Source organism: Aquipseudomonas guryensis (genome assembly GCF_014164785.1).
Classification (GTDB): domain Bacteria; phylum Pseudomonadota; class Gammaproteobacteria; order Pseudomonadales; family Pseudomonadaceae; genus Aquipseudomonas; species Aquipseudomonas guryensis.
The window spans coordinates 123389-147745 of sequence record NZ_JACJFN010000002.1 but is presented as its reverse complement, the minus strand read 5'-3'; the positions used below and the strand labels follow the sequence as shown (position 1 = coordinate 147745).

Here is a 24357-nt window from a genome sequence, read left to right as displayed (position 1 = left end):
TGGGTAGACCATGAGCCAAGCCGACCTCCTCGACCAAGACCCCGTGTTCCAGCTCAAGGGCAGCATGCTCGCCATCACCATTCTGGAACTGGCGCACAACGACCTGGAACGCCTGGACCGCCAATTGGCCGACAAAGTCGCCCAGGCCCCCAACTTCTTCCAGAACATCCCGCTGGTACTGGCCCTCGACAAGCTGCCGGAGGGCGAAGGCAGCCTCGACTTGGTCAAGCTGATGGAGCTGTGCCGCACCCACGGCCTGCGCACCCTGGCAATTCGCGCCAACCGCGAGGACGACATCGCCGCTGCCAATGCCCTGGATCTACCGGTGCTGCCGCCGTCCGGCGCCCGCGAGAAGCTGGTCGAGCCGGTGGAAGCGCGCAAAAAGGCCGAAAAGCCGGAAAAACCCGCGGAACCTGCAGTCAAACCGACCAAGATCGTCACCACCCCGGTGCGGGGCGGCCAGCAGATCTATGCCCAGGGCGGTGACCTGGTGGTGCTGGCACCGGTCAGCGCCGGCGCGGAACTTCTCGCCGACGGTAATATCCATGTTTACGGCCCGATGCGCGGTCGTGCCCTGGCCGGGGTCAAGGGCAACGCTAGCGCGCGGATTTTCTGCCAGCAGATGGGCGCCGAAATGCTCTCCGTGGCCGGCCAGTACAAGACGGCCGAGGATCTGCGCCGTGATCCGTTGTGGGGGCAGTCGATACAGGTCAGTCTGTCGGGTGACGTGTTGAACATCACCCGCCTTTAACGGATACTGCGGCCACTTTTCAGGGACCTAAAAAAGGCATCCGGAAGCCCGTTTTATCGGCTCTTGATTGCCTTATTTTTCATATATTTGGGGTAAATCACCGTGGCCAAGATCCTCGTAGTCACTTCCGGCAAGGGTGGCGTGGGTAAAACCACCACCAGCGCCGCCATCGGTACCGGCCTCGCCCTGCGCGGCCACAAAACCGTGATCGTCGACTTCGACGTCGGCCTGCGTAACCTCGATCTGATCATGGGTTGCGAGCGCCGTGTGGTGTATGACTTCGTCAACGTGATCAACGGCGAAGCGACCCTGACCCAGGCCCTGATCAAGGACAAACGCCTGGAAAACCTCTACGTACTGGCTGCCAGTCAGACCCGTGACAAAGACGCGCTGACCAAAGAAGGCGTGGGCAAGGTCATCGAGGAGCTGTCGAAGAACTTCGAATACGTCATCTGCGACTCGCCAGCCGGTATCGAAACCGGTGCCCACCTGGCCATGTACTTCGCCGACGAAGCCATCGTCGTAACCAACCCGGAAGTCTCCTCGGTACGCGACTCCGACCGCATGCTCGGCCTGCTGGCCAGCAAGTCGCGCCGCGCCGAACAGGGCCTGGAGCCGATCAAGGAGCGTCTGCTGCTGACCCGCTACAACCCCGAGCGCGTGACCAAGGGCGAAATGCTCGGCGTGGAAGACGTCGAGGAAATCCTCGCCATCAACCTGCTCGGCGTGATCCCGGAATCCCAGGCCGTGCTGAAAGCCTCCAACCAGGGCGTACCGGTGATCCTCGACGAAGAGAGTGATGCCGGCCAGGCCTATGGCGATGCCGTCGACCGTCTGCTGGGCAAGGAAGTGCCCCATCGCTTCCTCGACGTGCAGAAGAAAGGACTCATGCAACGCCTGTTTGGAGCGCGCTAATGAACATTTTCGATTTCTTTCGTGAACGCAAGAAGGAAACCCCTGCGTCGATTGCGAAAGAGCGTCTGTCGATCATCGTCGCCCACGAGCGCGGCCAGCGCAGCCAGCCGGACTACCTGCCGGCCCTGCAGAAAGAGCTGGTCGAGGTGATCCGCAAGTACGTCAACATCGAGCAGGATCAGGTGCAGGTCGCGCTGGAAAACCAGGGCAGCTGCTCCATTCTGGAACTCAATATCACCCTGCCGGATCGTTGATTCGCCTGGGGTAAGCAACGGCGGCCAAGGCCGCCGTTGTCATTTGTGGAATGCCCATGCCGCTGTCGAATGTCGAAATCCTCCATCAGGACGCCGCCCTGCTGGTGATCAACAAGCCCACCCTGCTGCTCTCGGTGCCCGGCCGCGCCGAGGACAACCGCGACTGCCTGGTGACCCGCCTGCAGGAAAACGGCTACCCGGAAGCGCGCATCGTCCACCGCCTGGACTGGGAAACCTCCGGCATCATCGTCCTCGCTCGTGATGCCGACAGCCACCGCGAGCTATCCCGCCAGTTCCACGACCGCGAGACCGAGAAGGCCTATACCGCCCTGTGCTGGGGCCAGCCGGAACTGGACAGCGGCAGCATCGACCTGCCGCTGCGCTACGACCCGCCAACCAAGCCGCGCCACGTGGTCGACCATGAGCAAGGCAAACACGCGCTGACCTACTGGCGCATCGTCGAGCGCTGCGGCGACTACTGCCGCGTCGAGCTGACACCGATCACCGGCCGCTCGCACCAGTTGCGCGTGCATATGCTGTCGATCGGCCATCCGCTGCTCGGTGACGGCCTGTACGCCCACGCACAGGCTCTGGCCGCCTGGCCGCGTTTGTGCCTGCACGCCAGCATGCTTTGCCTGACCCACCCGCAGACCGGCGAGCGTATGCGCTTCGAGTGCCCGGCACCGTTCTGACGACTTTCTCCCCTCTCCCACTTGTGGGAGGTGACGCAGGAAGCCAAAACCGAGGGACCTGGAGAGAGGGACTAACCCGCAACCCTCTCCCCCAACCCTCCCCGCTCTTTAGTTGCGTGCCCGGATGCAATCCGGGGCAATACCGCACAACCCTTACCGGATTGCATCCGGGCTACGCCGATGCACTTCGCCATCTACAGGCTAAGGGCACCACGCGCCTGCCAAACGCGCCACACAATCCGATAAACTCTCGATATTGCCGTCCGGAGCTGTGTATGCGCGAAGAACTGAATCAGGGCCTGATCGATTTCCTCAAGGCCTCGCCCACCCCCTTCCACGCCACCCGCAGCCTGGCCCAGCGCCTGCAAGCTGCCGGCTATAAGGCTCTGGACGAGCGCGAGTCCTGGCATACCGAAGCCGGCGGACGCTACTACGTCACCCGCAACGACTCCTCGATCATCGCCTTCAAGCTGGGCAAGCGCAGCGCCCTGGAAGGCGGCCTGCGCCTGGTTGGCGCACACACCGACAGCCCCTGCCTGCGCGTCAAGCCGCAGCCGGAACTGCAGCGCCAGGGCTTCTTCCAGCTCGGCGTGGAAGTCTACGGCGGCGCCCTGCTCGCCCCCTGGTTCGACCGCGACCTGTCGCTGGCCGGACGGGTGACCTTCCGCGAGGGCGGCAAGGTACAGAGCCAGCTGATCGACTTCCAGCTGCCGATCGCCACCATCCCCAACCTGGCCATCCACCTCAACCGCGAGGCCAACCAGGGCTGGCCGATCAACCAGCAGAACGAACTGCCGCCGATCCTGGCGCAGATCGCCGGCGAAGAACCGGCAGACTTCCGCGCCCTGCTCACCGACCGTCTGGCCGAGGAACACGGCATCAGCGCCGATGCGGTGCTGGACTACGAGCTGAGCTTCTATGATACCCAGAGCGCCGCGGTAATCGGCCTCAACCAGGACTTCATCGCTGGGGCACGCCTGGACAACCTGCTGTCCTGTTACGCCGGCCTGCAGGCGCTGCTGAGCGCCGAAGGCGACGAGACCTGCGTGCTGGTGTGCACCGACCACGAGGAGATCGGCTCCTGCTCGGCCTGCGGCGCCGACGGTCCGTTCCTCGAACAGGTGCTGCGCCGCGTCTTGCCGGAAGGCGACGGATTCGTGCGCAGCATCCAGAAGTCCCTGCTGGTGTCGGCCGACAACGCCCACGGCGTGCACCCCAACTACGCCGACAAGCACGACGCCAACCACGGCCCCAAGCTCAACGCCGGCCCGGTAATCAAGGTCAACAGTAACCAGCGCTACGCCACCAACAGCGAGACCGCTGGCTTCTTCCGCCACCTGTGCCTGGCCGAGGAAGTGCCGGTGCAGAGCTTCGTGGTGCGCAGTGACATGGGCTGCGGCTCGACCATCGGCCCGATCACTGCCAGCCAGCTGGGCGTGCGTACCGTGGACATCGGCCTGCCGACCTTCGCCATGCACTCGATCCGCGAACTGGCCGGCAGCCACGACCTGGCCCATCTGGTGAAAGTGCTGGCGGCCTTCTACGCCAGCCCTGAATTGGCCTGATGGACTAGCCTGCGCCAGCACCATCCGGCCCTGCCTTGGTCGGAAAAAGCCGGCGTTATTACTGCCGGCGCTCCAAGGCGACTTTGAGTTTTACCGGGGAACAGCGGCTGGAGTAATCCAGCCGCCCTTTTAGCGTTTCACCACCAGCTGATACTCGGTTCTTTCGCCGTTGTTGCCGTGAATCACCAAATAGCCTTGATTGGTCGGGGTCAAGCCCTGGGCTGCGGCGGCGGCGGCCAACAGTCGCCAGGTGCCTTCGACATCGTTGCGCTGCGGGTCGAAGTCGGTGCTCAACACCAGGCTATGCTCGGTTCGCAGCACCTTGTGGTTATTTACCACCGCGGCACCGGACGACACCGGCAAGCCCAGATCGAACTTCAACAGCTGCGGGCTATTGCCGGCAAGGTCATCGAACACCAGGGTCAAGGGGCCGGTGATTTTGACCTTGCCGCGCCGCACCGCCGTCATGCCCAGGTTGAGGGCCATCTGGCGGATCTCCACGCCGAAGACCTGCGGCGTCAGCTCAAAATGGCGGGCAAACAGGTTTACCGCCGGACGTTCTATCAGTTGCACGGACTGCTGCAACGCCTGCTTGGGCGCTGGGCTGTAAGTCCCGCATAGCGGTGCTCTGAGTTGCTCGCGCGCGCTGCCATCGAGCCGCGGATTACTGTCGAGGGCCGCGCAGACTTGTTGCGCATAACCCGGCCATTCCTCACGCAGGGCTCCGGCATCGCGCAAGGCACCTAGCACGTGCGCATCCGCCTGCCTGGCCGCAACCAGCAAGGCGGTTTGCCGCGACTGCATGGCCTCAACACGCTCCACGCCACCGACACCCGTACCGGGAAGCGAGCGGGTCTGGCTGTGCACATCGGCGCCGTTGCTGAGCAACAGACGCACGCTGTCCGCCTGATTGAGCTGCGCCGCGCTCATCAAGGCGGTTTTGCCCCAGGCATTGCTCTGATTGGCATCGAAATCGCTGCGCAACAGCAGCTCGAGGTTCTGCGGGTTCTGCACCGCCGCCATCGCCGCCGGGCTGCCATCCACGCTGAGCCCGCGATCCTCGCCGAGGTTCTCGGTTTCGTAGGCGATAAAGTCGTTCACCACATGGGCGGGCGCGTTATTCAGCAATACGCTGTGCAAGGTAGCGAAATTGCGCCCCCGTTCCAACTCGCCCGGCGTCGGCGCGATGGCATAGTGCGGGCGATAGTCGGCATGAGGCGGCAGCGGCATCTCCGGGGCCGGGGCCGGGATTGCCAAGTACTCGCTGGCCCTGGCCAGGCTTTCATGCAGCAGCAGATCGGCGGCCGTACTGGCCTGGGCCGGGTCGAGGCCCTGGTCGCTGAACAGCTGCTGCAGCTCGCTGTGGGCCGGTTGTAGCATCGGCAGCAAGCGGCGGTAGAAGAGTTTATTGTCCAGGTTGCGCTCCGACCAATCGAACAGCCGATTCAGGCTGTCGTCGTGACGCTGCCGGATCGCCCCTTCACGCCCATACGCCTGCAGCTCCTGAACGCCCACCAGCGGCATATTGAGCAGCGTCCAGAGCCTTTCCTTCTGGCTCTGGGCTCTGTCGAGGCGCTCATGCTGGGCAACCTCGGCCGGCGGATCGCCGGCCAGGGTGGACAGCTCGGCTTGCAACGCCGCGAACGCGGGCAAGCCGTCCAGCGAATTGCTGCGCGCTGGGGTCAGGTAGGCCTGGTACAGGCACAAGGGTTTCAGGCCCAGACCGTCCAGGGCATAGAGCCCTGCATAAGCCGATTCGCCGCGGGCCGCCGGCGAGTAGAAGCCCCAGGTTTCATTGACCAGCACCAGCTCCCGGCCACCCAAGCGGAAGATATCGATAGCGCCGTAGTCGCGGGTCTGCGACGAAGAGAGATAGGCACGTCCGCCGTAGTTGGGCAGCTCCGCTACCCAGCGCGGCAACGTGCTGTCGTCGAAGATCAGCTGGCCGTTGTGGCTGAGCCCGCGCGCGCGCAGTTGATAGCTGGCGTAGGGGCCGGCGTCATAGAGGTCGACACTGAAGCGCTGGCCGGCAAGCTCGACGCTGGCGGCCGGGCCATGGCTGCCGGCTAGCGCCGTGGCGCCCGGCAGGCGCGCCGGCACGGGAAAGCCGTTGCGTTGCAAATCCTGATTCAGCGCCGTTTTCATCGACTCGCACAGGCTGGCATCGCGACTGTCTGCCAACCTGAATTCGGCGTAGGCGGATAGGCCATGGGCACCCTGATGATTCGTCGGCCGGGCTTCGGACCAGTTGGCCAGGTCGTCGGCGCGCTGGCGGTACAGGGCCATCAGGCAGTCCTGCGCCTGGGCGGCATCGGTCAGCGGGCATTGCCCCGCCCTGCTCAGCAGCCATTGGCGCTGATTGGCCTCCAGCAGCAAGGCGCCAGGCAGATCCAGGCCACGCAGGCGGCTGCGGTACTGCTCAATCACCTGTTTGTCCAGACGAGCCAACGCCTCGCTGGCGCAGATCTGCCGATGCACTGCGGGCAATCCGTCGACACAGTCGAAACTGGCCAGGCTCACCGCACGCGGCTGAACCGGCTGCGCTACGGGCTTAGCGATTGGCTCTGGCGTGGTACAGGCCACAAGCGCAGCGCCCAGGGCAGCGAGGGCGGCCATTCGCGAACACAAAGAAACCGACATAGATGCCTGACTCCAGGTCATTTGATGAAGATGGCCGTGCCGTACACGGTGTAGCGCGCAGCACCCTGGTTGGGCGGTGGCGGAAATGGCCCCGCCTTGAGCACGGCCTGTTCGGCAGCGGCATCCAATAATGGGTCGCCGCAGGGGTCGATTTCGTAGGAGAGCATCTTGCCGCTGCTATCCAGGGTGATCTCATAAGAGATATGACACTTCCTCTTGAGATCGGCGGGATCGCCCTTGTAGCCGGGTGGCGGCTTGTAAACCGCACCTTCTGGACGTTTGAGATTGGCGATCACCCGACTCTTCACCGTGTCGGCATAGTCCGACGGGACTTGCCTGCTACGGCTGGCGCTTGGCGCTGGAGTGGGTGGCGCGGCCCAATCGTTATTGGCACCAAACGCATGCACCGGTGGGCCAGCGGACTTGCTTGGCGCGCGCGGTGGCAGTGCAGCTTTTTTCACCACGGGCGCTTTTACCGGAGGCGGCGGCGCAGGCTCTGGTTCCCGTTCGGGTTCAGGGATGGGTGCTGGCTCGGGCGGTTCTGGCTCAGGCTCCGGCTCTGGTTCCGGCACAGGCAGCTCAACCATCTGCACGGCAATCGCTTGCGGCTGCTCAGGCCGCGTCTGACGCCGATCAGCGCTTAACAACCAGACCAGCAAAGCGCCGTGCAGTGCCAGGGAAACCAGAATAACCAGCAGGCGGATCGGCCAGTGAACTTCGATCCTGGGGCCAGCCATCAGGGCGTCAGCTCTTGCGCTGCCACCAGGCTGATCTGGCTGTAACCGGCTTTCTGCAGGTTATTCATTACCCGCATCAGGGTGCCGTAATCCACCGCCTGATCGCCGCGCAGAAACAGCCGGGTATCCAGCCGATTGCCGGTTGCGCCGCGCACCACGCCAGCCAGTTCGGCCAGCGCCACGCCTTGTTCCTGGACGAACAACAGGCCATCGGCCTGCACGCTGATATACAGGGGGTCGGTCGGCGGCGGGGTCGGCGCCGCGGCATTGCTCGGCAGATCCACCGGCACATCAACGGTGGCCAGCGGCGCGGCGACCATAAAGATGATCAGCAGCACCAGCATCACATCGACGAAGGGCGTGATGTTCATCTCGGCGTTCTGTTGATAGTTGTGGCGCTTGACCATGGGCCCGGAATTGAACTGGATGCTCATGCTCAGTGCACCTCATCCAGCTTGCGCGACATGGCCGCGATCATCTCCGCCGAGAAGTTATCCAGCGCACCGACGAAGCCGTTAATGTCCCTGGCGAACTTGTTGAAGATCATCACTGCGGGGATAGCCGCAAACAGCCCCAGCGCAGTGGCCAGCAAGGCCTCGGCGATACCCGGCGCGACAATCGCCAGACTGGATGACTTCATCGTGGCGATATTGGCGAAGCTGTTGAGGATGCCCCAGACGGTACCGAACAGGCCGATAAAAGGTGCCGTAGCGCCTATTGTTGCCAGCACCCCCATCAGGCTGCCCAAGCGCGCCAGATCGCGCTCCTGAACAATGCTCGAAGTCAGCGAGATACGCTGCAACAGGCGGTTGATCTGATCGGCGCTGGCGTCCTTATTGCGGTTGCGACCGAAGTGCTTGAGTTCGGCCTGGCCGACCTGCCACATACGGGCCATGGCGCTGTTGCTGGCCACGGGACTCAGGTGTTCCAGCTCACCCTTGCGGAAAGCCTCGAGAAAGCGATTGTTGGCGCGCCGAGCACGGGCGAAGACGAACAGCTTCTCGAACAGTACTGCCCAGGTCAGCAATGAGCAAAAGGCTAGGAAGATCATCACCGACTTAACCACCCAGTCGGCTTGGCTGAACATCTCGCGAACGCCGAAAGGTGGCGTCTCGGCAAGTGCGCCGGTCAGGTTCGGCGTTGCTGCGGGGGTGGCCGGGACAGCTGGTAAGGGAGCGGAAACGGCGCCAGGCTGTTGCATGCCTGCGGGCCCATCGGCCTGGGCCAATACAGCGTTGGCGGTTACCCCGCTCAGGCCAACCAGCACCAGGAGTGCCGCCAGACGCACCCGCGCCTGCCAACGCGCCAGCGAGAAACCAATAGAACTGAGTTGCATATAACCTCCCTGTCTTTTTATTAGAACGACCAGTGTGGTTGATCAGGCCGTTGAAAAACCACCCACGCTGTCACTACAGCGATAAAAACAGGCTCGGTAAGCCGCTTGCGACTTAGAACCTGTTCACGATCTTTTGGACTAGAGCCAGACAAGGCGCTACGCCAGTAACAGCGGCCTGCTAACAGCGCGGCGCCCCATAGTGCCTATGCCGGCAAGTTCAGAAAAGAGGCGAACTGCAGAATCGAACGCCCTAACTTTTCAGCCAATACAGGCGAGAACACGCTGCCTTATAAGACGCAAGGAACGAGCCGCACGCCCTTCTGAGTAAAGAATTTACAACCTTTGTTTGAACTCAGCGATCGGCTTGGGCTTGTACTGAAACGCCAAATTGCAGAGCGGTTCTAGACTTTGTACTGCTGCCGATAGGCAGCCGGGGTCAGCCCGGTGACGTGCTTGAAGGTGCGCCGAAAGCTCGACTCATCGCCGTAGCCCAAGGCGGCACTGATCCGACTGATCGAATCCGCCGTGAGGATCAGCCGCTCGCTGGCCTGGTTGAGTTTGATCAGGCGCACCTGATCCGCCACCGCCAGCCCCGTCAGCGCCCGTACCTTGCGCGCCAGGGTTCGCGCGGAAACGGCCAGTTCATCGGCGAGCCGCTGCACCCCAAGCTTCTGGGCCGGCAGGCGCTCCACCAACAGGTGCAAGCGGCGCAGCAGCGGGTCCGTCTGCTGCATCAGGCCGACGGAGCGAAACACCGGCGTCGCCGGTTCCGGGCGCGGCAACACCATCAGCGTGGCGATCTCGCGATAGACCAGCGCGCCCAGCTGCTCCTCGATCAGCGCCCGGGCGATCGGCAGGTAACCACTGACCCCGGATGCCGTGGCAGTCAGGCGATTGCTCACCTGGGTCTGTTCGAACTGCCAATCAACCTGGGGAAAACGCTGCTGCAGGCTGGACGCCAGCCACCAGGTGGCCGTCGCGCGCTCGCCCTGTAAACGCCCGCTCTGCGCCAGCAGGCACACGCCGGTGCAGTAGCTCCACAGCCGGGTACTGCGCGGCAACTGGCTCAACGCTCGAATCAGACCGCGATTGGCCTCCAACACCTGGGCGATCATCGCCTCCGAATCCGCCCACAGTCCGGGAATCAGCACGGCGCTGCACGCGGCCTGGGCCAGGCTGCTCTGCGGCTGCAAGCGCATGCCCTGGGCACAGTCGACCGGTTCGCTGTCCAGCCCCACCCAGCACAGCTCGAAACGCTGCTCGCCAGCACGCCGATTGGCAGCCGTCAGCAGGTCGGCGAAGGCGAACAGGCCCGCCGGCATGCAACCGGGATACAGCACCAGGCCGATTTTCTGTACTGGCATGAAATGTCCTATTTATGGCAATTCCTGCCATCTTTATCCCGCAGACGGATTTTTACAATCAGCCCTCCCATCCCGGAGGTCGCCATGCAAATCACCCAACTGCGTAATGCCACCCTGATCGTCGAGTTCGGCGAAGTTCGCCTGCTGGTCGACCCCATGCTGGCCGCCCAAGGCCAGCTGCCCGCACTCAAGTATCTCGCCCGACGGCGGCGCAATCCGCTGGTCGAGCTGCCGGACAACGCCAGCGAGCACCTGCAGCGCGTCACCCATTGCCTGATCACCCATTGCCAGAAAGGCCATTTCGACCACCTCGACCGAAGCGCCATCCGCTGGCTACGCGAGCGCAATATCCCGGTGCTATGCATGGCGGAGGATGCGGATTACCTGCGCAAGCGCCGGCTCAACGTGCAGGAGCTACCCAGCCAGGCCGGCGGAGCGTTTTTCAACGGCACTATTCAGGCGATTCCCTGCCTACACGGCGAGGGCTTTATCGGCAGCCTGATGGCTCATGGCTACGGCTACTTCATCCAGATTCCCCAGGAACCCAGCCTCTATATCGCCGGCGACACCCTGCTCACCGCCGAGGTGCGCCAGTGCCTGACGCAACTGGCACCGGCAGTCAGCGTACTGCCAGCCGGTGGCGCGCGTTTCGATCTGGGCGGCGAGATCATCATGGGCCAGGCCGACATTCTCGCCGCGCTCCAGCTCAGCAGCGGCATCATCGTCGCCAACCACCTGGAAGCCCTCGACCATTGCCCGGTGACCCGCGCCGGCTTGCTGCAGGAGGCCACGCGCCGGGGCATCAGTGAGCGCCTGCGCGTACCGCTGGATGGTGAGACCCTGGAGTTCTCGACGGAGAAGCAAAGGCTGGTCGCCGGCTAGCGCCTCACTCCGGCACTTCGACGCTGACGTGAATAGCGTCGTGGCGCCAGAACTCCAGGTCGCAGTCGATCAGCCGCCCGTGCTGGTCGCGGTTGACCCGGGTGATGCGCAGCGCCGGGCTGCCCAGGGTGGTTTTCAGGCTGTTCGCCGCCTCGGCCGGCAAGGCGGTGGGCAGGATGTCGAAACGCACCCGGCCGTAATGGATGGCGTATTCGCTGGCGTACAGCTCGGTCAGCGAGCAGGTCAGGTCGAACTGCAGGATGCCGGGGAAGTAAGCCGGATTCAGGTAGTGCTCGACGTACAGCACCAGGCGCCCGTCAATGCGCCGCGCGCGGCGGATCTGCAATACCGCCGACAGCGCCGGCAACTCCAGCAGCGCGCAGATATCCACCGGCGCCGGGATCAGCCGTGCACTGAGCAGCTCGGTGGACGACTGCCGGCCCTGCTCGCGCACCATTGCATGGAAGTGGCTGCGCACCAGCGGGTTGTAGGCCAGCCGCGGCGGCGAAACGAACCAGCCGCGGCGTTCCTCGCGGTAGATCAGACCTTCTGCTTCCAACTGCCCCAGCGCCTCGCGCAGGGTGATGCGGGTGGTCTCGAACAGCTCGCTGAGCTTGCGCTCGGCCGGCAGCTGGCTGCCCTGCGTCAGCAGGCCATGCTCGATCTGCTCCTGCAAGGCACGGCAGATGGCGGTAACGGTACGGGGCGCTTCGTCGCGCATGCAAAACTCCACTCTGGAATAGACCAGCACCAAAAAGAGGCACAACCGGTCGAACGTGCGGTCATGCTAGGCAAGCTGGATGACTGCGGGATGACAGTCACCAGCCGCGCCTTTGTGCCTGCACGCGCCATGCCATCTGGCCCGGCAGTCTCTCGGTAAATCAGTTACTTAGCCATGGTCTACGCTTTCAGGCGCAGCGCGCCCCTGAGGAGCAGGGCAATGCGTTGCCATAAAAACGTCATAGAAAGCCTCTAGATTGGCCTGGGTCTTGCTGATCTAGACCAATCTTTCACCCTGCTAAGGAGCTTCACCATGAAACGCCTGCTGCTGGCTTCACTGATGGGATCGGCCATTATTCTGGGTAACCAGGCCATGGCCAACGAGGATGTAAAGAGCCTGGAAAAAGCCGCCCGCGCAGAGGGCGAGGTCAACAGCGTCGGCATGCCGGACAGCTGGGCCAACTGGAAGGACACCTGGGCCGACCTGAACAAACTCTATGGCCTCAAGCACATGGACACCGACATGAGCTCGGCCCAGGAAATCGCCAAATTCGCTGCCGAGAAGGACAACGCCACCGCCGACATCGGCGACGTCGGTGCGGCCTTCGGCCCCATCGCCGTACAGCAGGGTGTTACCCAAGCCTACAAACCGACGACCTGGGAACAGATTCCAACCTGGGCCAAGGACGCGGACGGCCACTGGATGCTCGCCTACACCGGCTCCATCGCCTTTATCGTCAACAAGCAGCTGGTCAAGGACGTACCCAAGTCCTGGGCCGACCTGAAACAGGGCAAGTACAAGGTCGCCATCGGTGACGTCAGTGCCGCCGCCCAGGCCGTCAACGGCGTACTGGCCGCCGCCATTGCCAACGGTGGTGACGAGAAGAACATCCAGCCGGGCCTGGACTTCTTCGCCGAGATCGCCAAGCAGGGCCGCCTGGGCCTGTCCAACCCGACCATCCAGACCCTGGAAAAAGGCGAAGTGGAAGTCGGCATCGTCTGGGACTTCAACGGCCTGTCCTACCGCGACCAGATCGACCCGAGCCGTTTCGAAGTGCTGATCCCATCCGACGGCTCGGTGATCTCCGGCTACACCACCATCATCAACAAATACGCCAAGCACCCAAACGCGGCCAAGCTGGCGCGTGAGTACATCTTGAGCGATGCCGGGCAGATCAACCTGGCCAAGGGCAACGCCCGGCCGATCCGCGCCGAGCACCTGACCCTGCCGGCCGAGGTGCAGGCCAAGCTGCTGCCCAACGAGCAGTACGCCAAGGTCCAGCCGATCAAGGATCCGGCAGCCTGGGAAGTCACCTCGAAAGCACTGCCGCAGCTGTGGCAGGAAAACGTGATCATCGAAATGCAGTAAGCGTTCGCCACGGCCCGGCACTCGCCGGGCCGTGTTTTTGCTCAAGGAAATCGCTCGATGAAACACAACGTCATCCTGGTGGTACTGGATGGCCTGAATTACGAGGTTGCCCGCCATGCGCTGGGCCATCTGCAGGCCTACTGCGGCGCTGGCCGCGCTGCGCTGTACAAGCTCGAATGCGAGCTGCCCGCGCTGTCCCGCCCACTCTACGAATGCCTGATGACCGGCGTGGCGCCGATCGACAGCGGCATCGTGCACAACGATGTGGTGCGCCTGTCCAACCAGCGCAGCATCTTCCACTACGCCCGTGCAGCAGGCCTGTCCACCGCCGCCGCGGCCTATCACTGGATGAGCGAGCTGTATAACCGTGCGCCCTTCGATGCCGCCCGCGACCGCCACACCAGCGACAGCACCTTGCCGATCCAGCACGGCCACTTCTATTACGCCGACCACTACCCGGATTCGCACCTGTTCGCCGATGCCGAGCACCTGCGCGTGCAGCACCAGCCAAACTTCCTGCTGGTGCACCCGATGAATATCGACGACGCCGGCCACAAGTTCGGCCTCGACTCGCCGCAGTACCGCAACAGCGCGCGCTCTGCCGACCTGCTGCTGGCCGAATACCTGCAGCGTTGGCTGGATGCCGGCTACCAGGTGCTGGTCACCGCCGACCACGGCATGAACAACGACCGCTCGCACAACGGCCTGCTGCCGGAAGAACGCGAAGTGCCGCTGTTCGTCGCCGGTAGCGCCTTCAGCCTGGATGGCAACGCCAAGCCCCGGCAAACCGAACTGTGCGGCACCATCTGCACCCTGCTCGGCGCCAGCCACGACAAACCGCTGTGCAAGGAATTGCTCAAGTGACAGCAAGTAAACCCCGCGGCAAATGGCTGGCCCTGCTCTGCCTGCTGCCCTTCGCGATTTTCTTTATCGCCTTCCAGATCGCCCCGCTGGCATGGGTGGCGGTGCACAGCCTGAGCGTCGGCGACGCCTGGGGCCTGGGTAATTTCGAGAAGATCTTCAGCTCCAAGTTCTACCTGCAGGCGATCAAGCACAGCCTGCAGATCGCCTTCTGGTCGAGCCTGTTCGGCATCCTCATCGCCGTGCTCGGCAGCTACTCGCTGCGCCAGGTCGACTCCAAGCTGCGCGACTTCGTCATGGCCTTCTCCAACATGACCAGCAACTTCGCCGGGGTGCCGCTGGCCTTTGCCTTCATCATCATCCTCGGCTTCAACGGCGCGCTGACCCTGCTGCTCAAGCAGGCCGGGATCATCGAAGACTTCAACCTGTACTCCAAGACCGGGTTGATCGTGCTCTACACCTACTTCCAGATTCCGCTCGGCGTGCTGCTGCTCTACCCCGCCTTTGACGCCCTGCGCGAGGACTGGCGCGAGTCCGCGGCGCTGCTCGGCGCCGGCACCTGGGACTTCTGGCGGCATATCGGCCTGCCGGTGCTGACCCCCGCCCTGCTCGGCACCTTCGTCATCCTCCTGGCCAATGCGTTGGGCGCCTACGCCACGGTGTATGCACTGACCACCGGCAACTTCAACGTGTTGCCGATCCGCATTGCCGCCATGGTCGCCGGCGATATCAGCCTCAACCCAGACATGGCCAGCGCCCTGGCCATGGTGTTGGTGGGCCTGATGGTGGTGATCACCGCCGCGCACCAGTGGCTGCTGAAGAGGAGCTACCATGTCGCGCGCTGATGCCAAACCGGCCGCCCTCTATCACCGCACGGTGGTCTGGCTGCTGTTCCTGATCCTGCTGCTGCCGCTGGCCGGTACCCTGCTCTACTCGCTGTCCACCAGCTGGTCGGCGACCATCCTGCCGTCAGGCCTGACCTTCAAGTGGTATTTGGCGCTGTGGAGCGATCCGCGTTTCCTCGCCGCTTTCGGCCAGTCACTGCTGGTGTGCTTCGGCTCCCTGTTGCTGGCCACGGTGCTGATCCTGCCGCTGCTGTTTGTGGTGCATTACCACTTCCCCAAGCTCGACGGGCTGATGAACATTCTCATCCTGCTGCCGTTCGCCGTGCCACCGGTGGTGTCCTCGGTGGGCCTGCTGCAGGTCTACGGTTCCGGGCCGCTGGCGATGGTCGGCACGCCATGGATCCTGATCGGCTGCTACTTCACCGTAGCCCTGCCGTTCATGTACCGGGCGATCACCAACAACCTGCAGGCGATCAATCTGCGCGACATGATGGACGCCGCCCAACTGCTCGGCGCCAGCACCTGGCAGGCAGCCTTCCTGGTGGTGCTGCCGAACCTGCGCAAGGGCCTGATGGTCTCGCTGTTCCTATCCTTCAGCTTCCTGTTCGGCGAGTTCGTGTTCGCCAACCTGCTGGTCGGCACCCGCTACGAAACCCTGCAGGTGTACCTCAACAACATGAAAAACAGCAGCGGCCACTTCAACAGCGCGCTGGTGATTTCCTACTTCTTCTTCGTGCTGATCTTCACCTGGGCAGCCACTCGCCTGAACAAGGACAACTCATGAGTTACCTGAGCATCCGCGGCCTGCATAAAAGCTACGGCGCCACCTCGATCTTCAGTGACATCAACTGCGAAATCGCCCAGGGCGAGTTCGTCACCCTGCTCGGCCCATCCGGTTGCGGCAAATCCACCCTGCTGCGCTGCATCGCCGGGCTGACTGAAGTCGGCGGCGGGCAGATCCTTCTCGACGGCCAGGACCTGGTGCCGCTGTCGCCGCAAAAGCGCGATATCGGCATGGTGTTCCAGAGCTACGCGCTGTTCCCCAACATGAGCGTGGCGCAGAACGTCGCCTTCGGCCTGCGTATGCACAAGGTCGGCAAGGAAGAAAGCGCCCAGCGCGTACAGGAAGCGCTGGCCATGGTCGAGCTGGGCGATTTCGCCAGCCGCTACCCGCACCAGCTGTCCGGCGGCCAATGCCAACGGGTGGCCCTGGCCCGCTCGCTGGTCACCCGCCCGCGCCTGCTGCTGCTCGACGAGCCGCTGTCGGCGCTGGATGCGCGCATCCGCAAGCACCTGCGCGAGCAGATCCGCAGCATCCAGCAGGATCTCGGCCTGACTACCATTTTCGTCACCCACGATCAGGAGGAGGCGCTGACCATGAGCGACCGCATCTTCCTGATGAACGCCGGCAAGATCGTCCAGAGCGGCGACGCAGAGACCCTCTACACCGCGCCCGTGGATGCCTTCGCCGCCGGATTCATCGGCAACTACAACCTGCTCGATGCGGAAACCGCCAGCCGCCTGCTGCTGCGCCCGGTCAGCAGCCGCATCGCCATCCGCCCGGAGGCCATCCAGCTGCACCACAGCGGCGCCATCGCCGCGGAAATACTCGGCCACAGCCTGCTCGGCAACGTCATCCGCTACCGCGTCGAAGCCAATGGTGTGCAACTGGTGGTCGACGTACTCAACCGTCGTGAAGGCGACCTGATCGGCAAGGGCCAATGCATCGGCCTGACCATCGACGAACAGGCAATCCGGGAGGTGGCGTAATGGCCCTGGCAATCTTCGATCTCGACGAGACCCTGATTGACGGCGACTGCGCCTCGCTGTGGGCCACCCACATGGCCGACATCCAGTGGGTCGACCGCGAGAGCTTCCTGGCCCGCGAGCAGGAGCTGATGGCGCTGTACTCCCAGGGCAAGCTGGCCATGGAGGACTACATGGCCTACACCCTGTCGCCGCTGGTGGGCCGCACCGAGGAGGAAGTCGAGTTCGTCGTTGGCCCATTCGTCGAGGACGTCATCGAGCCGATCATCTACAGCGATGCCATGCGCTGCCTGGCTCAGCACCGCGCCGCTGGCGATCGCCTGCTGGTGATCTCCGCCTCGGCGCATTTCCTGGTCAGCGCCATCGCCGAACGCCTGGGCATAGCGGAAGTGCTGGCCATCGATCTGGAGCAGCAACACGGCCACTACAGCGGCAAGACCCAGGGCGTGCTGACCTACCGCGAAGGCAAGGTCACCCGCCTGCAGGCCTGGTTGCAGGAACAAGGCGAAAGCCTGGCCGGCGCCTACTTCTATTCCGACTCGCGCAACGACCTGCCGCTGCTGAGCCAGGTGGACTTCCCCTACGCAGTCAACCCGGATCCGACTTTGCGCGCCCATGCCGAACAGGCCGGCTGGCCGATCCTCAGCTGGAAGTGATGAGATCCGCGCCTGGCGAGAATACGGAGGAGACACCGTGCGCACCTGAGCCACGTGCATGGCTTGCGGTGCGCATGGCGCGCATGAGATCGCAAACAGGCTCGCAAAGCCTGGTTAGACCAGGCTCTCGTCGATCAACAGCACCACCTTGCCAGCCACCTGATTGCTCGCCAGCGCGGCAAAGGCGGCCTGCACATCCTTGGCCGGGAAACTCTGCTCCAGTTGCGGCTTCAAACGACCCTCGGCAAACAGCGGCCAGACATGCTGGCCCAGATCGCTAAGCAGCGCCGCCTTGAACTCATCATCGCGATTGCGCAGGGTCGAACCGCTCAGCTGGATGCGCTTGCCGAGCAGCAGGGCCATGTCCAACTGCGCCTTGCTGCCACCCATCAGGCCGATATTCACCCAGCGCCCGTCGCGCGCCAGCAGCTCGAGATTGAGCTCGGCATAAGTCGCGCCAACCGGATCGAGAATCACGTCGAACGGCGCAAAATCGCGCAGGCTGGCCAGGTTCTCGCCGCGTAGCGCGCCGCCCTGAGCACCGAGGTCGGTGCAATAGGCCAGGCGCTCGGCGGAACCGACACTGACCCAGCACGGGCTGCCGAAGGCCTTGCACAGCTGGATCGCCGCCGAGCCGACGCCACTGGCGCCGGCATGCAGCAGCACCTTCTCGCCCGGTTTCAGCCCAGCCAGCTGGAACAGGTTGAGCCAGGCGGTGGCATACACCTCCGGCAGCGCCGCCGCTTCGGCCAGCGACAGGCCTTGCGGCACAGGCAACGCATGGCGGGCATCGACCACCACTTCCTCGGCCATCCCGCCGCCCGCCAACAGGCAGCAAACCCGGTCACCGATCTGCCAGGCGCTGCCGGCGCCGACCTCGCTGACCACCCCGGAACACTCCAGGCCGAGCACGTCGCTGCTTCCCGGCGGCGGTGGGTACAGACCGGCGCGTTGCAGCAGATCGGCACGGTTGAGCCCGGCCGCCGCCACGCGCACGCGAATCTGCCCTACATCGCAGGCTGGAGCGGGCCGCTCGCACCATTCCACCTGCCCTTCGACGCCTTGCAATGCCTTCATGCTGCCTCCATAGTGAACAAGCCCCCCGGCGTTGTGTGCCGGGCTTTCTGCATTCTGCCGCCCGGCTCAATGGAACCTGGCGCTCACATGACGGCCTAATATGCGTTATCAACTGCCATCGCGTCGAATCACCATGCTGCGTCTCTCCTCTACTGCCCTGGCTCTCGTGCTGGGCCTGCAAGCTATGCCCGCAGCCGCCAAGACCGGCCCGGAGAACTGGGAATACCTGCAGCCCGACCGTGAGCAGGTGATTGCCAGCCTCAATGTAGTGGAGCTGCTCAAGCGCCACCACTACAACAAGCCGCCGCTCGACGATGCCCGCTCGCAGAAGATCTACGACGGCTACCTGAAGACCCTCGATCCGGCGCGCAGCTACTTCACCGCCGCCGACATCGCTGAATTCGACCAGTGGCGCAACAAGTTCGACGACCTGCTGAAAAGTGGCGACCTGGAACCCGGCTTCCTCATGTACAAGCGCCAATTGGTGCGCGTGCAGGAGCGTCTGGACTACGCCATCGAGTTACTGCAGGACACCTCGAAACTCGATTTCAGCGTCGAGGAAAGCCTGCTGGTGGAGCGCGAGAACGCACCCTGGGCCAAAGACCGCGCCGAACTCGATGACCTCTGGCGCAAACGCGTCAAGGATGAAGTGCTGCGCCTGAAACTGGCCGGCAAGGAACCCAAGGCCATCGAGGAACTGCTGAGCAAGCGCTACAAGAGCCAGCTCAAGCGCCTCGACCAGACCAGCGGCGAGGACGTGTTCCAGACCTACATCAATGCCTTCGCGCAGACCTACGACCCGCATACCAACTACCTCTCCCCGGACAATGCGGAGAACTTCGACATCAACATGAGCCTGTCGCTGGAAGGCATCGGCGCCGTGCTGCAGTCCGACAACGAGCACGTCAAGGTGGTACGCCTGGTGCCGGCCGGTCCGGCGGAGAAGAGTAAGCAGATCGTTCCAGCCGACAAGATCATCGGCGTGGCGCAGGGCGACAAGGACATGGTCGATGTGATCGGCTGGCGCCTGGACGAAGTGGTCAAACTGATTCGCGGGCCGAAAGGCTCCAAGGTGCGCCTGGAAGTGATTCCGGCCAGCAATGCGCCGAGCGACCAGACCAGCAAAGTCGTCAGCATCATCCGCGAAGCGGTCAAGCTGGAGGAACAGGCCGCGCAGAAGTCAGTGCTCAAGCTCAACCATGACGGCCGCGACTACAAGCTCGGGGTGATCAAGGTGCCGGCCTTCTACCTCGACTTCAAAGCCTTCCGTGCGGGTGACCCGAACTACAAGAGCACCACCCGCGACGTCAAACGCCTGCTCACCGAGCTGAAAAAGGACAAGGTCGACGGCGTCGTCCTCGACCTGCGCGACAACGGTGGCGGCTCGCTGCAGGAAGCCACCGAGCTGACCGGCCTGTTCATCGACCAGGGTCCGACCGTGCTGGTCCGCAACAGTGACGGCCGCGTAGATGTGCTGGCCGACGAGGAGCCCGGCGTGTTCTACACCGGCCCCCTGGCCGTGCTGGTCGACCGCCTCTCGGCCTCCGCCTCGGAGATTTTCGCTGGCGCCATGCAGGACTACCACCGCGGCCTGATCCTCGGCGGCCAGACCTTCGGCAAAGGCACGGTGCAGACCATTCAGGAGCTCAACCACGGCGAACTGAAGCTGACCTTGGCCAAGTTCTACCGCGTTTCCGGACAGAGCACCCAGCACCAGGGCGTGCTGCCGGATATCGCCTATCCGGACATCGTCGATACCACGGAGATCGGCGAAAGCGCCCTGCCCGAAGCCATGCCCTGGGACAGCATCCGCCCTGCGATCAAACCGGCAAGCGATCCGTTCAAGCCGTTCCTGGCCGAACTGAAAGCCCGTCACGAAGCGCGTACGGCAGAAAACCCGGACTTCGTCTTCACCCGCGAGCGTCTGGCCCTGGCCCAGGAACTGATGCAGCAAACCAGCATCAGCCTCAACGAGCAGACCCGCCGCAGCCAGCGTGCCGATATCGAGGCGCGCCAGCTGGCCCTGGAAAACGCCAAGCGCAAGGCCAAGGGCGAAGAGCTGCTCAAGGAGATCAAGGAAGAGGATGAAGACAGCCTGCCCGTCGAACCGGAAAAGACCAAGCCGGAGGACGATGCCTACCTGAGCGAGAGCGGACGCATCCTGCTCGATTACCTCGGCATGGACACCCAGGTGGCCAAGCACTAAAGCGGCGTCATCAAAGCGTCATCGTTCTGTCGTGAAATGAAAGGGCCGGTAGCGATACCGGTCCTTTTCTTTTTCCGCCCTGCGAGACCCGCCATGACCGTCACCGAGCAGTTGAGCGCACTGGATCAGATCCTCGCTCACGGCGACCTGCACAGCCTGTTCCAGCCCATCATCGCCCTGGCCGACCGCCGCATCCTTGGCTATGAAGCCCTGACCCGTGGCCCATCCAACAGCCCGCTGCATTCACCGATTGCCCTGTTCAGCGTGGCCCGCAACTGCGGACGCCTAAGCGAACTGGAACTGGCTAGCCGACGCAGCGCCTGCCGGCGCTTCCGTGACCTGCAGCTGGACGGCAAGCTGTTCCTCAACGTCTCGCCGGAATCCCTGCTGGAGCCGACCCACCAGCCGGGGCGTACCCTCAAGCTGTTGCAGGAATTCGGCATCACCCCGGATCGGGTGGTGATCGAGCTGACCGAACAGGCACCGATCGACGATTTCAGCCTGCTCGACACCGCCCTGCACCACTATCGCGCCATGGGCTTCTCCATCGCCCTCGACGACCTAGGTGCCGGCTACTCCAGCCTGCGCCTGTGGTCCGAGCTGCGCCCCGACTACGTGAAGATCGATCGCCACTTCATCGATGGCATTCACAAGGATGCGGTGAAACGCGAATTCGTCGGTTCCATCCTGAAAATGGCCAAGGCCTCTCGCGCCCAGGTGATTGCCGAAGGCATCGAACTGGCGGAAGAGCTGGCCGTGCTCAGCGAAATGGGCGTGGACCTGCTGCAGGGCTATCTGCTTGGCCGACCACAGGAACAACCGCCACGCGACGCACGCAAACTGTTGCCGCAACTGGACAGCAGCACCACCAGCCTGCACGAGGAAAACACCGACCTTGGCGCCCTGCTCAATGAGCAGCAGGCGGTCAGCCACAGCACGGCCACCGCCGAGGTGCTGGAGGCCTTCCGCGCCCAGGCCAACCTCAACTCGCTGGCCGTGCTCGACGAACAGCAGCAACCGGTGGGCATCATTCATCGCCACTCCTTGTCCGAGGCCCTGCTCAAGCCCTTCGCCACCGACCTGTTTGCGCGCAAGCCGATCAGCCGCCTGATGAGCACGGACTTTCTCGCTGTCGACCTGGGTCAGTCACTGCAACAGGTCAGCCGCCTGCTCACCAGCAGGGCCAGGCAACGCATCGAAGAGGATTTCATCATCACCCAGCAGGGCCGTTATCGTGGCCTGGGGCGGGTGATCGACGTGCTCAAGCTGATCACCGAGGTGAAGATCCAGCAGGCCCGCTACGCCAACCCGCTGACGTTGCTGCCGGGCAACGTGCCGATCCAGCAATGCCTGAGCCGCCTGCTGCAGCAGGGCCGCGACGCGGCGGTGTGTTACGTGGATATCGACAGTTTCAAGCCGTTCAACGACATCTACGGCTATGCCAAGGGCGATGAGGTGCTGCTGTGCCTGGCCCAATGCCTGAACGAACGGGTCGATCCGAGCTGCGACTTCGTCGGCCACATCGGCGGTGATGACTTCATGCTGGTACTCGGCTCAGCCGACTGGCGCAAACGCATCCAACTGCTGCTGGAAGACTTCCAGGGTCAGTGCCGACGCTTCTACCGCGACGAACACCTGCAAGCCGGCTGCTTCGTCGCGCACAACCGCCAGGGCCAGCGCGAGGAGTTTCCGCTGTTGTCCTTGTCCGTGGGGGTCGTGCAGCTGCAGTCAGCAGCCTGCGCCAAGCTGGACGCCGGGCAGTTGGCCAGTCTGGCCTCGGAAGCCAAGCGTCACGCCAAGGCGGTGCCTGGCTACAGCATGCATGTGCTGGACTGCCTATCAGCCTAAGCCCAACTCTCGCGCCCGCTGCTCAAACTGCTGCGCCAGAGCGGCGTCCACCACCAAGCCTGGCCCACCCTCGCGGTACAACCGGGCCAGTCGATGGGCCGCCAGCGGATGGCGGGCCTGCGCCGCCAGGGTCCACCAGCGTGCCGCTTCGGCGCCATCTGGAGCCTGGCGAGTATCACCGCTGAGGCTGATCAAACCCAGCTGATAGGCGGCCTTGCCATCCCCGGCCGGCGCCGCCAGACGCAACAGGCGCAGGCCTTCCTCGCGCGCACCAAAACCCTGGCCGCGAAACAGCAACAGATGACCGTAGAAACTCTGCGCCGGCACATCGCCTTGCGCCGCCATGCGCGCGAACTGACCCTGCATCCAGGTCCAGACACGCGGCTGCTGCATCAGCCAGCGCCAGTGGAACAGCTGCCGCGCTACCCGGTAACCCAGGCGGGCACGCAGGCGCCAGAGCACTCAGGCTTCCTCGGCGGGGTAGCTGAACTCGAAGACGCGGGCCACTTCAGCCGCATGCCAGGACGCCGCGGCGATGCCATCGGAAGGCCCGGAGAAACGCCCGAGGCGGTTCACGCACTCGAAGAATCCGGTGCGCGGCAGGCGGCTGGCACCCTGACTGATCACCAGCGCGCTGCGCAACGGACGCTCGGCACGGGCATCCATGGCCGCCAGATGCTCCAGCGCGGCGGTCAGGGTTTGCATCGCCGGAGTAGGCAGCTGCAAGCGCTCGACCAGGGCCCGGTAGGTCAGCAGATGGCGCTGGCGGCGGGCATCCTCAAGCTCGGTGAGCAGAGCCTGCCAATGCTGGCGGTGGATGCGCACGCTCAAGAACCCTGCTCCCAGGCGCTCACACCGAGTACACGGCCCAACGCGCGGAGGATCGCTCCATCGGGCTGGCGTTCACCGCTTTCGAACAGATTCAGGTAGTGCGGACTGATGCCCACCGCGCGGGCCAGATCGGCCTGCGACAGGCCTTGCGCCTCACGCAGGGCAACCAGCTCACTCAGGGCTACGGCATTCCCCTGCGGCTCTTGCGGCGCGGCTGCCACCGTGCGTCCGGCAGCCTGCAGCAATGCCTGGTACTCGGCCCAGGGCAGTACCGCATATTCGGCCTCACCGTCACGCGTGATCACTTGCACACTCATCAACACTCTCCGTGGACTGCAGCACCGACTGACCCGGCGCCCTCCTTGCAGGCCGCCATCTTAACAACTGGGCCATGAGCAGAGGGTGACCCATAGCGCGCCGCCGTTACAAGTGTTTCGCAACACGCCAGGCAAAAAGCTGTTCAACCGCACAGGATCATTCCGGCAGCCGATCCTGAGCCGGCACCTGCTCGATCAACAACAGCTCTGCGGGCGCCTGCACGTCACGCCAGGCGCGATAGGCATCCAGCTCGCCGCGCCAGGTGCGCAGCACCCAGGCCAACACCGCCAGATCGTCCAGTAAGCCGATGCCCAGCAGCCAGTCCGGCAGCGCATCCAGCGGGGTGAGGAAATACAGCAAGGCGGCCACCACACTGAGGAACGCCTGGGTGCCGATAGCCCGGTATTCACCCCGCCACCATGCCATGCACAAGCCGACCAGGAGTCGCAGATCTTCGCGCACAGCCCCCAGGCGGCCACCCTTGCTGGCACTCTTTTGCAGTACCGCCGCCAACATGCCGGGCAGTTTGCCGCGAGCAAGAAGCGCCTGTGCCGCCTGCAAGTAACGCTTCAAATGAGCGGGAACATTCATCGTCTTTCTCCACAACCCGCATGCCTGCTGGGCTTGTTGGGGTTATCCACCAAAGCTGTGGATAACCTTGTGCACAATTATCCGATAGACCAGGCAAACGCCCGCGCCATGCGGCCTACGTACAGATCGGGC

25 protein-coding genes are annotated in these 24357 nt (G+C 63.8%); 14 read left to right on the top strand and 11 right to left on the bottom strand.

What is annotated here, in order from left to right; all coding sequences use genetic code 11:
* Positions 1-10 precede the first annotated feature (10 nt).
* From minC to H3H45_RS08360, 5 genes are all read left to right on the top strand, one after another.
* Positions 11-751, top strand: a complete 741-nt coding sequence (minC, locus tag H3H45_RS08380; RefSeq protein ID WP_182833282.1) for a septum site-determining protein MinC — start codon at positions 11-13, stop codon at positions 749-751.
* Positions 752-853: 102 nt separating this feature from the next.
* Positions 854-1666, top strand: coding sequence for a septum site-determining protein MinD (gene minD, locus H3H45_RS08375; RefSeq protein WP_182833281.1), 813 nt, complete (start codon positions 854-856; stop codon positions 1664-1666).
* Positions 1666-1920, top strand: coding sequence for a cell division topological specificity factor MinE (gene minE, locus H3H45_RS08370; RefSeq protein WP_021701941.1), 255 nt, complete (start codon positions 1666-1668; stop codon positions 1918-1920). The genes minD and minE overlap by 1 nt, the downstream gene beginning before the upstream one ends.
* Positions 1921-1976: 56 nt before the next feature.
* The gene (locus H3H45_RS08365; RefSeq protein ID WP_182833280.1) at positions 1977-2612 is read left to right on the top strand and encodes an RluA family pseudouridine synthase; all 636 of its coding nucleotides are present in this window, start codon (positions 1977-1979) and stop codon (positions 2610-2612) included.
* A gap of 275 nt (positions 2613-2887) precedes the next feature.
* Positions 2888-4177, top strand: coding sequence for a M18 family aminopeptidase (locus tag H3H45_RS08360; protein ID WP_182833279.1), 1290 nt, complete (start codon positions 2888-2890; stop codon positions 4175-4177).
* Between the two features lie 129 nt (positions 4178-4306).
* On the opposite strand, the gene H3H45_RS08355 is transcribed toward H3H45_RS08360, so the two are convergent.
* The 5 genes from H3H45_RS08355 to H3H45_RS08335 form a co-directional block, all read right to left on the bottom strand.
* Entirely contained in the window at positions 4307-6655 is a 2349-nt protein-coding gene (locus H3H45_RS08355; protein WP_182833278.1) for an ankyrin repeat domain-containing protein, read from the bottom strand.
* Between the two features lie 179 nt (positions 6656-6834).
* Entirely contained in the window at positions 6835-7554 is a 720-nt protein-coding gene (locus H3H45_RS08350; RefSeq protein WP_182833277.1) for a TonB C-terminal domain-containing protein, read from the bottom strand.
* Complete coding sequence (exbD, locus tag H3H45_RS08345; RefSeq protein ID WP_173207991.1) at positions 7554-7988, bottom strand: TonB system transport protein ExbD; 435 nt, start codon at positions 7986-7988, stop codon at positions 7554-7556. The genes H3H45_RS08350 and exbD overlap by 1 nt, the downstream gene beginning before the upstream one ends.
* Before the next feature lie 2 nt (positions 7989-7990).
* A complete protein-coding gene (locus H3H45_RS08340; RefSeq protein ID WP_182833276.1) occupies positions 7991-8890 on the bottom strand; it encodes a MotA/TolQ/ExbB proton channel family protein in 900 nt (299 codons plus the stop codon).
* Between the two features lie 401 nt (positions 8891-9291).
* The gene (locus H3H45_RS08335) at positions 9292-10254 is read right to left on the bottom strand and encodes a GlxA family transcriptional regulator (RefSeq protein WP_235983541.1); all 963 of its coding nucleotides are present in this window, start codon (positions 10252-10254) and stop codon (positions 9292-9294) included.
* 84 nt (positions 10255-10338) lie between these two features.
* Between H3H45_RS08335 and H3H45_RS08330 the strand changes: the two genes are divergently transcribed.
* Complete coding sequence (locus tag H3H45_RS08330) at positions 10339-11136, top strand: MBL fold metallo-hydrolase (RefSeq protein ID WP_182833275.1); 798 nt, start codon at positions 10339-10341, stop codon at positions 11134-11136.
* A gap of 4 nt (positions 11137-11140) precedes the next feature.
* Here H3H45_RS08330 and H3H45_RS08325 read toward each other — a convergent pair whose 3' ends face one another.
* Positions 11141-11857: a UTRA domain-containing protein gene (locus H3H45_RS08325; RefSeq protein WP_173207999.1), complete on the bottom strand. Its 717-nt coding sequence runs from the start codon at positions 11855-11857 to the stop codon at positions 11141-11143.
* Positions 11858-12169: 312 nt separating this feature from the next.
* Between H3H45_RS08325 and H3H45_RS08320 the strand changes: the two genes are divergently transcribed.
* Genes H3H45_RS08320 through H3H45_RS08295 form a run of 6 tightly spaced genes read left to right on the top strand, consistent with a single transcriptional unit; the run spans position 12170 to position 17354 of the window.
* Positions 12170-13225, top strand: coding sequence for an ABC transporter substrate-binding protein (locus H3H45_RS08320; RefSeq protein ID WP_182833274.1), 1056 nt, complete (start codon positions 12170-12172; stop codon positions 13223-13225).
* A gap of 57 nt (positions 13226-13282) precedes the next feature.
* Complete coding sequence (locus H3H45_RS08315; RefSeq protein WP_182833273.1) at positions 13283-14089, top strand: alkaline phosphatase family protein; 807 nt, start codon at positions 13283-13285, stop codon at positions 14087-14089.
* Positions 14086-14931: an ABC transporter permease gene (locus H3H45_RS08310; protein ID WP_182833272.1), complete on the top strand. Its 846-nt coding sequence runs from the start codon at positions 14086-14088 to the stop codon at positions 14929-14931. Before H3H45_RS08315 ends, H3H45_RS08310 begins: the two co-directional genes overlap by 4 nt.
* On the top strand, positions 14918-15715 hold the full coding sequence (locus H3H45_RS08305; RefSeq protein ID WP_182833271.1) for an ABC transporter permease: 798 nt from the start codon (positions 14918-14920) through the stop codon (positions 15713-15715). The genes H3H45_RS08310 and H3H45_RS08305 overlap by 14 nt, the downstream gene beginning before the upstream one ends.
* The gene (locus H3H45_RS08300) at positions 15712-16701 is read left to right on the top strand and encodes an ABC transporter ATP-binding protein (protein WP_182833270.1); all 990 of its coding nucleotides are present in this window, start codon (positions 15712-15714) and stop codon (positions 16699-16701) included. The genes H3H45_RS08305 and H3H45_RS08300 overlap by 4 nt, the downstream gene beginning before the upstream one ends.
* Positions 16701-17354 (top strand): HAD family hydrolase, encoded by a 654-nt coding sequence (locus H3H45_RS08295; protein ID WP_182833269.1) that lies wholly within the window; start codon positions 16701-16703, stop codon positions 17352-17354. Before H3H45_RS08300 ends, H3H45_RS08295 begins: the two co-directional genes overlap by 1 nt.
* A gap of 114 nt (positions 17355-17468) precedes the next feature.
* On the opposite strand, the gene H3H45_RS08290 is transcribed toward H3H45_RS08295, so the two are convergent.
* Complete coding sequence (locus H3H45_RS08290) at positions 17469-18431, bottom strand: NAD(P)H-quinone oxidoreductase (protein ID WP_182833268.1); 963 nt, start codon at positions 18429-18431, stop codon at positions 17469-17471.
* Positions 18432-18564: 133 nt separating this feature from the next.
* On the opposite strand from H3H45_RS08290, the gene H3H45_RS08285 reads away from it, so the two are divergent.
* Positions 18565-20637, top strand: a complete 2073-nt coding sequence (locus tag H3H45_RS08285) for a carboxy terminal-processing peptidase (RefSeq protein WP_182833267.1) — start codon at positions 18565-18567, stop codon at positions 20635-20637.
* Positions 20638-20730: 93 nt separating this feature from the next.
* Positions 20731-22485 carry a bifunctional diguanylate cyclase/phosphodiesterase gene (locus H3H45_RS08280; RefSeq protein ID WP_182833266.1) on the top strand — a complete coding sequence of 585 codons (1755 nt, stop codon included), beginning with the start codon at positions 20731-20733 and terminating at the stop codon, positions 22483-22485.
* Here H3H45_RS08280 and H3H45_RS08275 read toward each other — a convergent pair.
* The 4 genes from H3H45_RS08275 to H3H45_RS08260 all read right to left on the bottom strand — a co-directional run bounded on the left by H3H45_RS08275 (position 22477) and on the right by H3H45_RS08260 (position 24225).
* Complete coding sequence (locus H3H45_RS08275; RefSeq protein ID WP_182833265.1) at positions 22477-22947, bottom strand: tetratricopeptide repeat protein; 471 nt, start codon at positions 22945-22947, stop codon at positions 22477-22479. The two genes, H3H45_RS08280 and H3H45_RS08275, sit on opposite strands and share 9 nt — an antisense overlap.
* The gene (locus tag H3H45_RS08270; RefSeq protein WP_173208024.1) at positions 22948-23316 is read right to left on the bottom strand and encodes a hypothetical protein; all 369 of its coding nucleotides are present in this window, start codon (positions 23314-23316) and stop codon (positions 22948-22950) included.
* On the bottom strand, positions 23313-23633 hold the full coding sequence (locus H3H45_RS08265; RefSeq protein ID WP_182833264.1) for a helix-turn-helix domain-containing protein: 321 nt from the start codon (positions 23631-23633) through the stop codon (positions 23313-23315). Before H3H45_RS08265 ends, H3H45_RS08270 begins: the two co-directional genes overlap by 4 nt.
* A gap of 157 nt (positions 23634-23790) precedes the next feature.
* The gene (locus H3H45_RS08260; protein ID WP_182833263.1) at positions 23791-24225 is read right to left on the bottom strand and encodes a YkvA family protein; all 435 of its coding nucleotides are present in this window, start codon (positions 24223-24225) and stop codon (positions 23791-23793) included.
* Positions 24226-24357 lie beyond the last annotated feature (132 nt).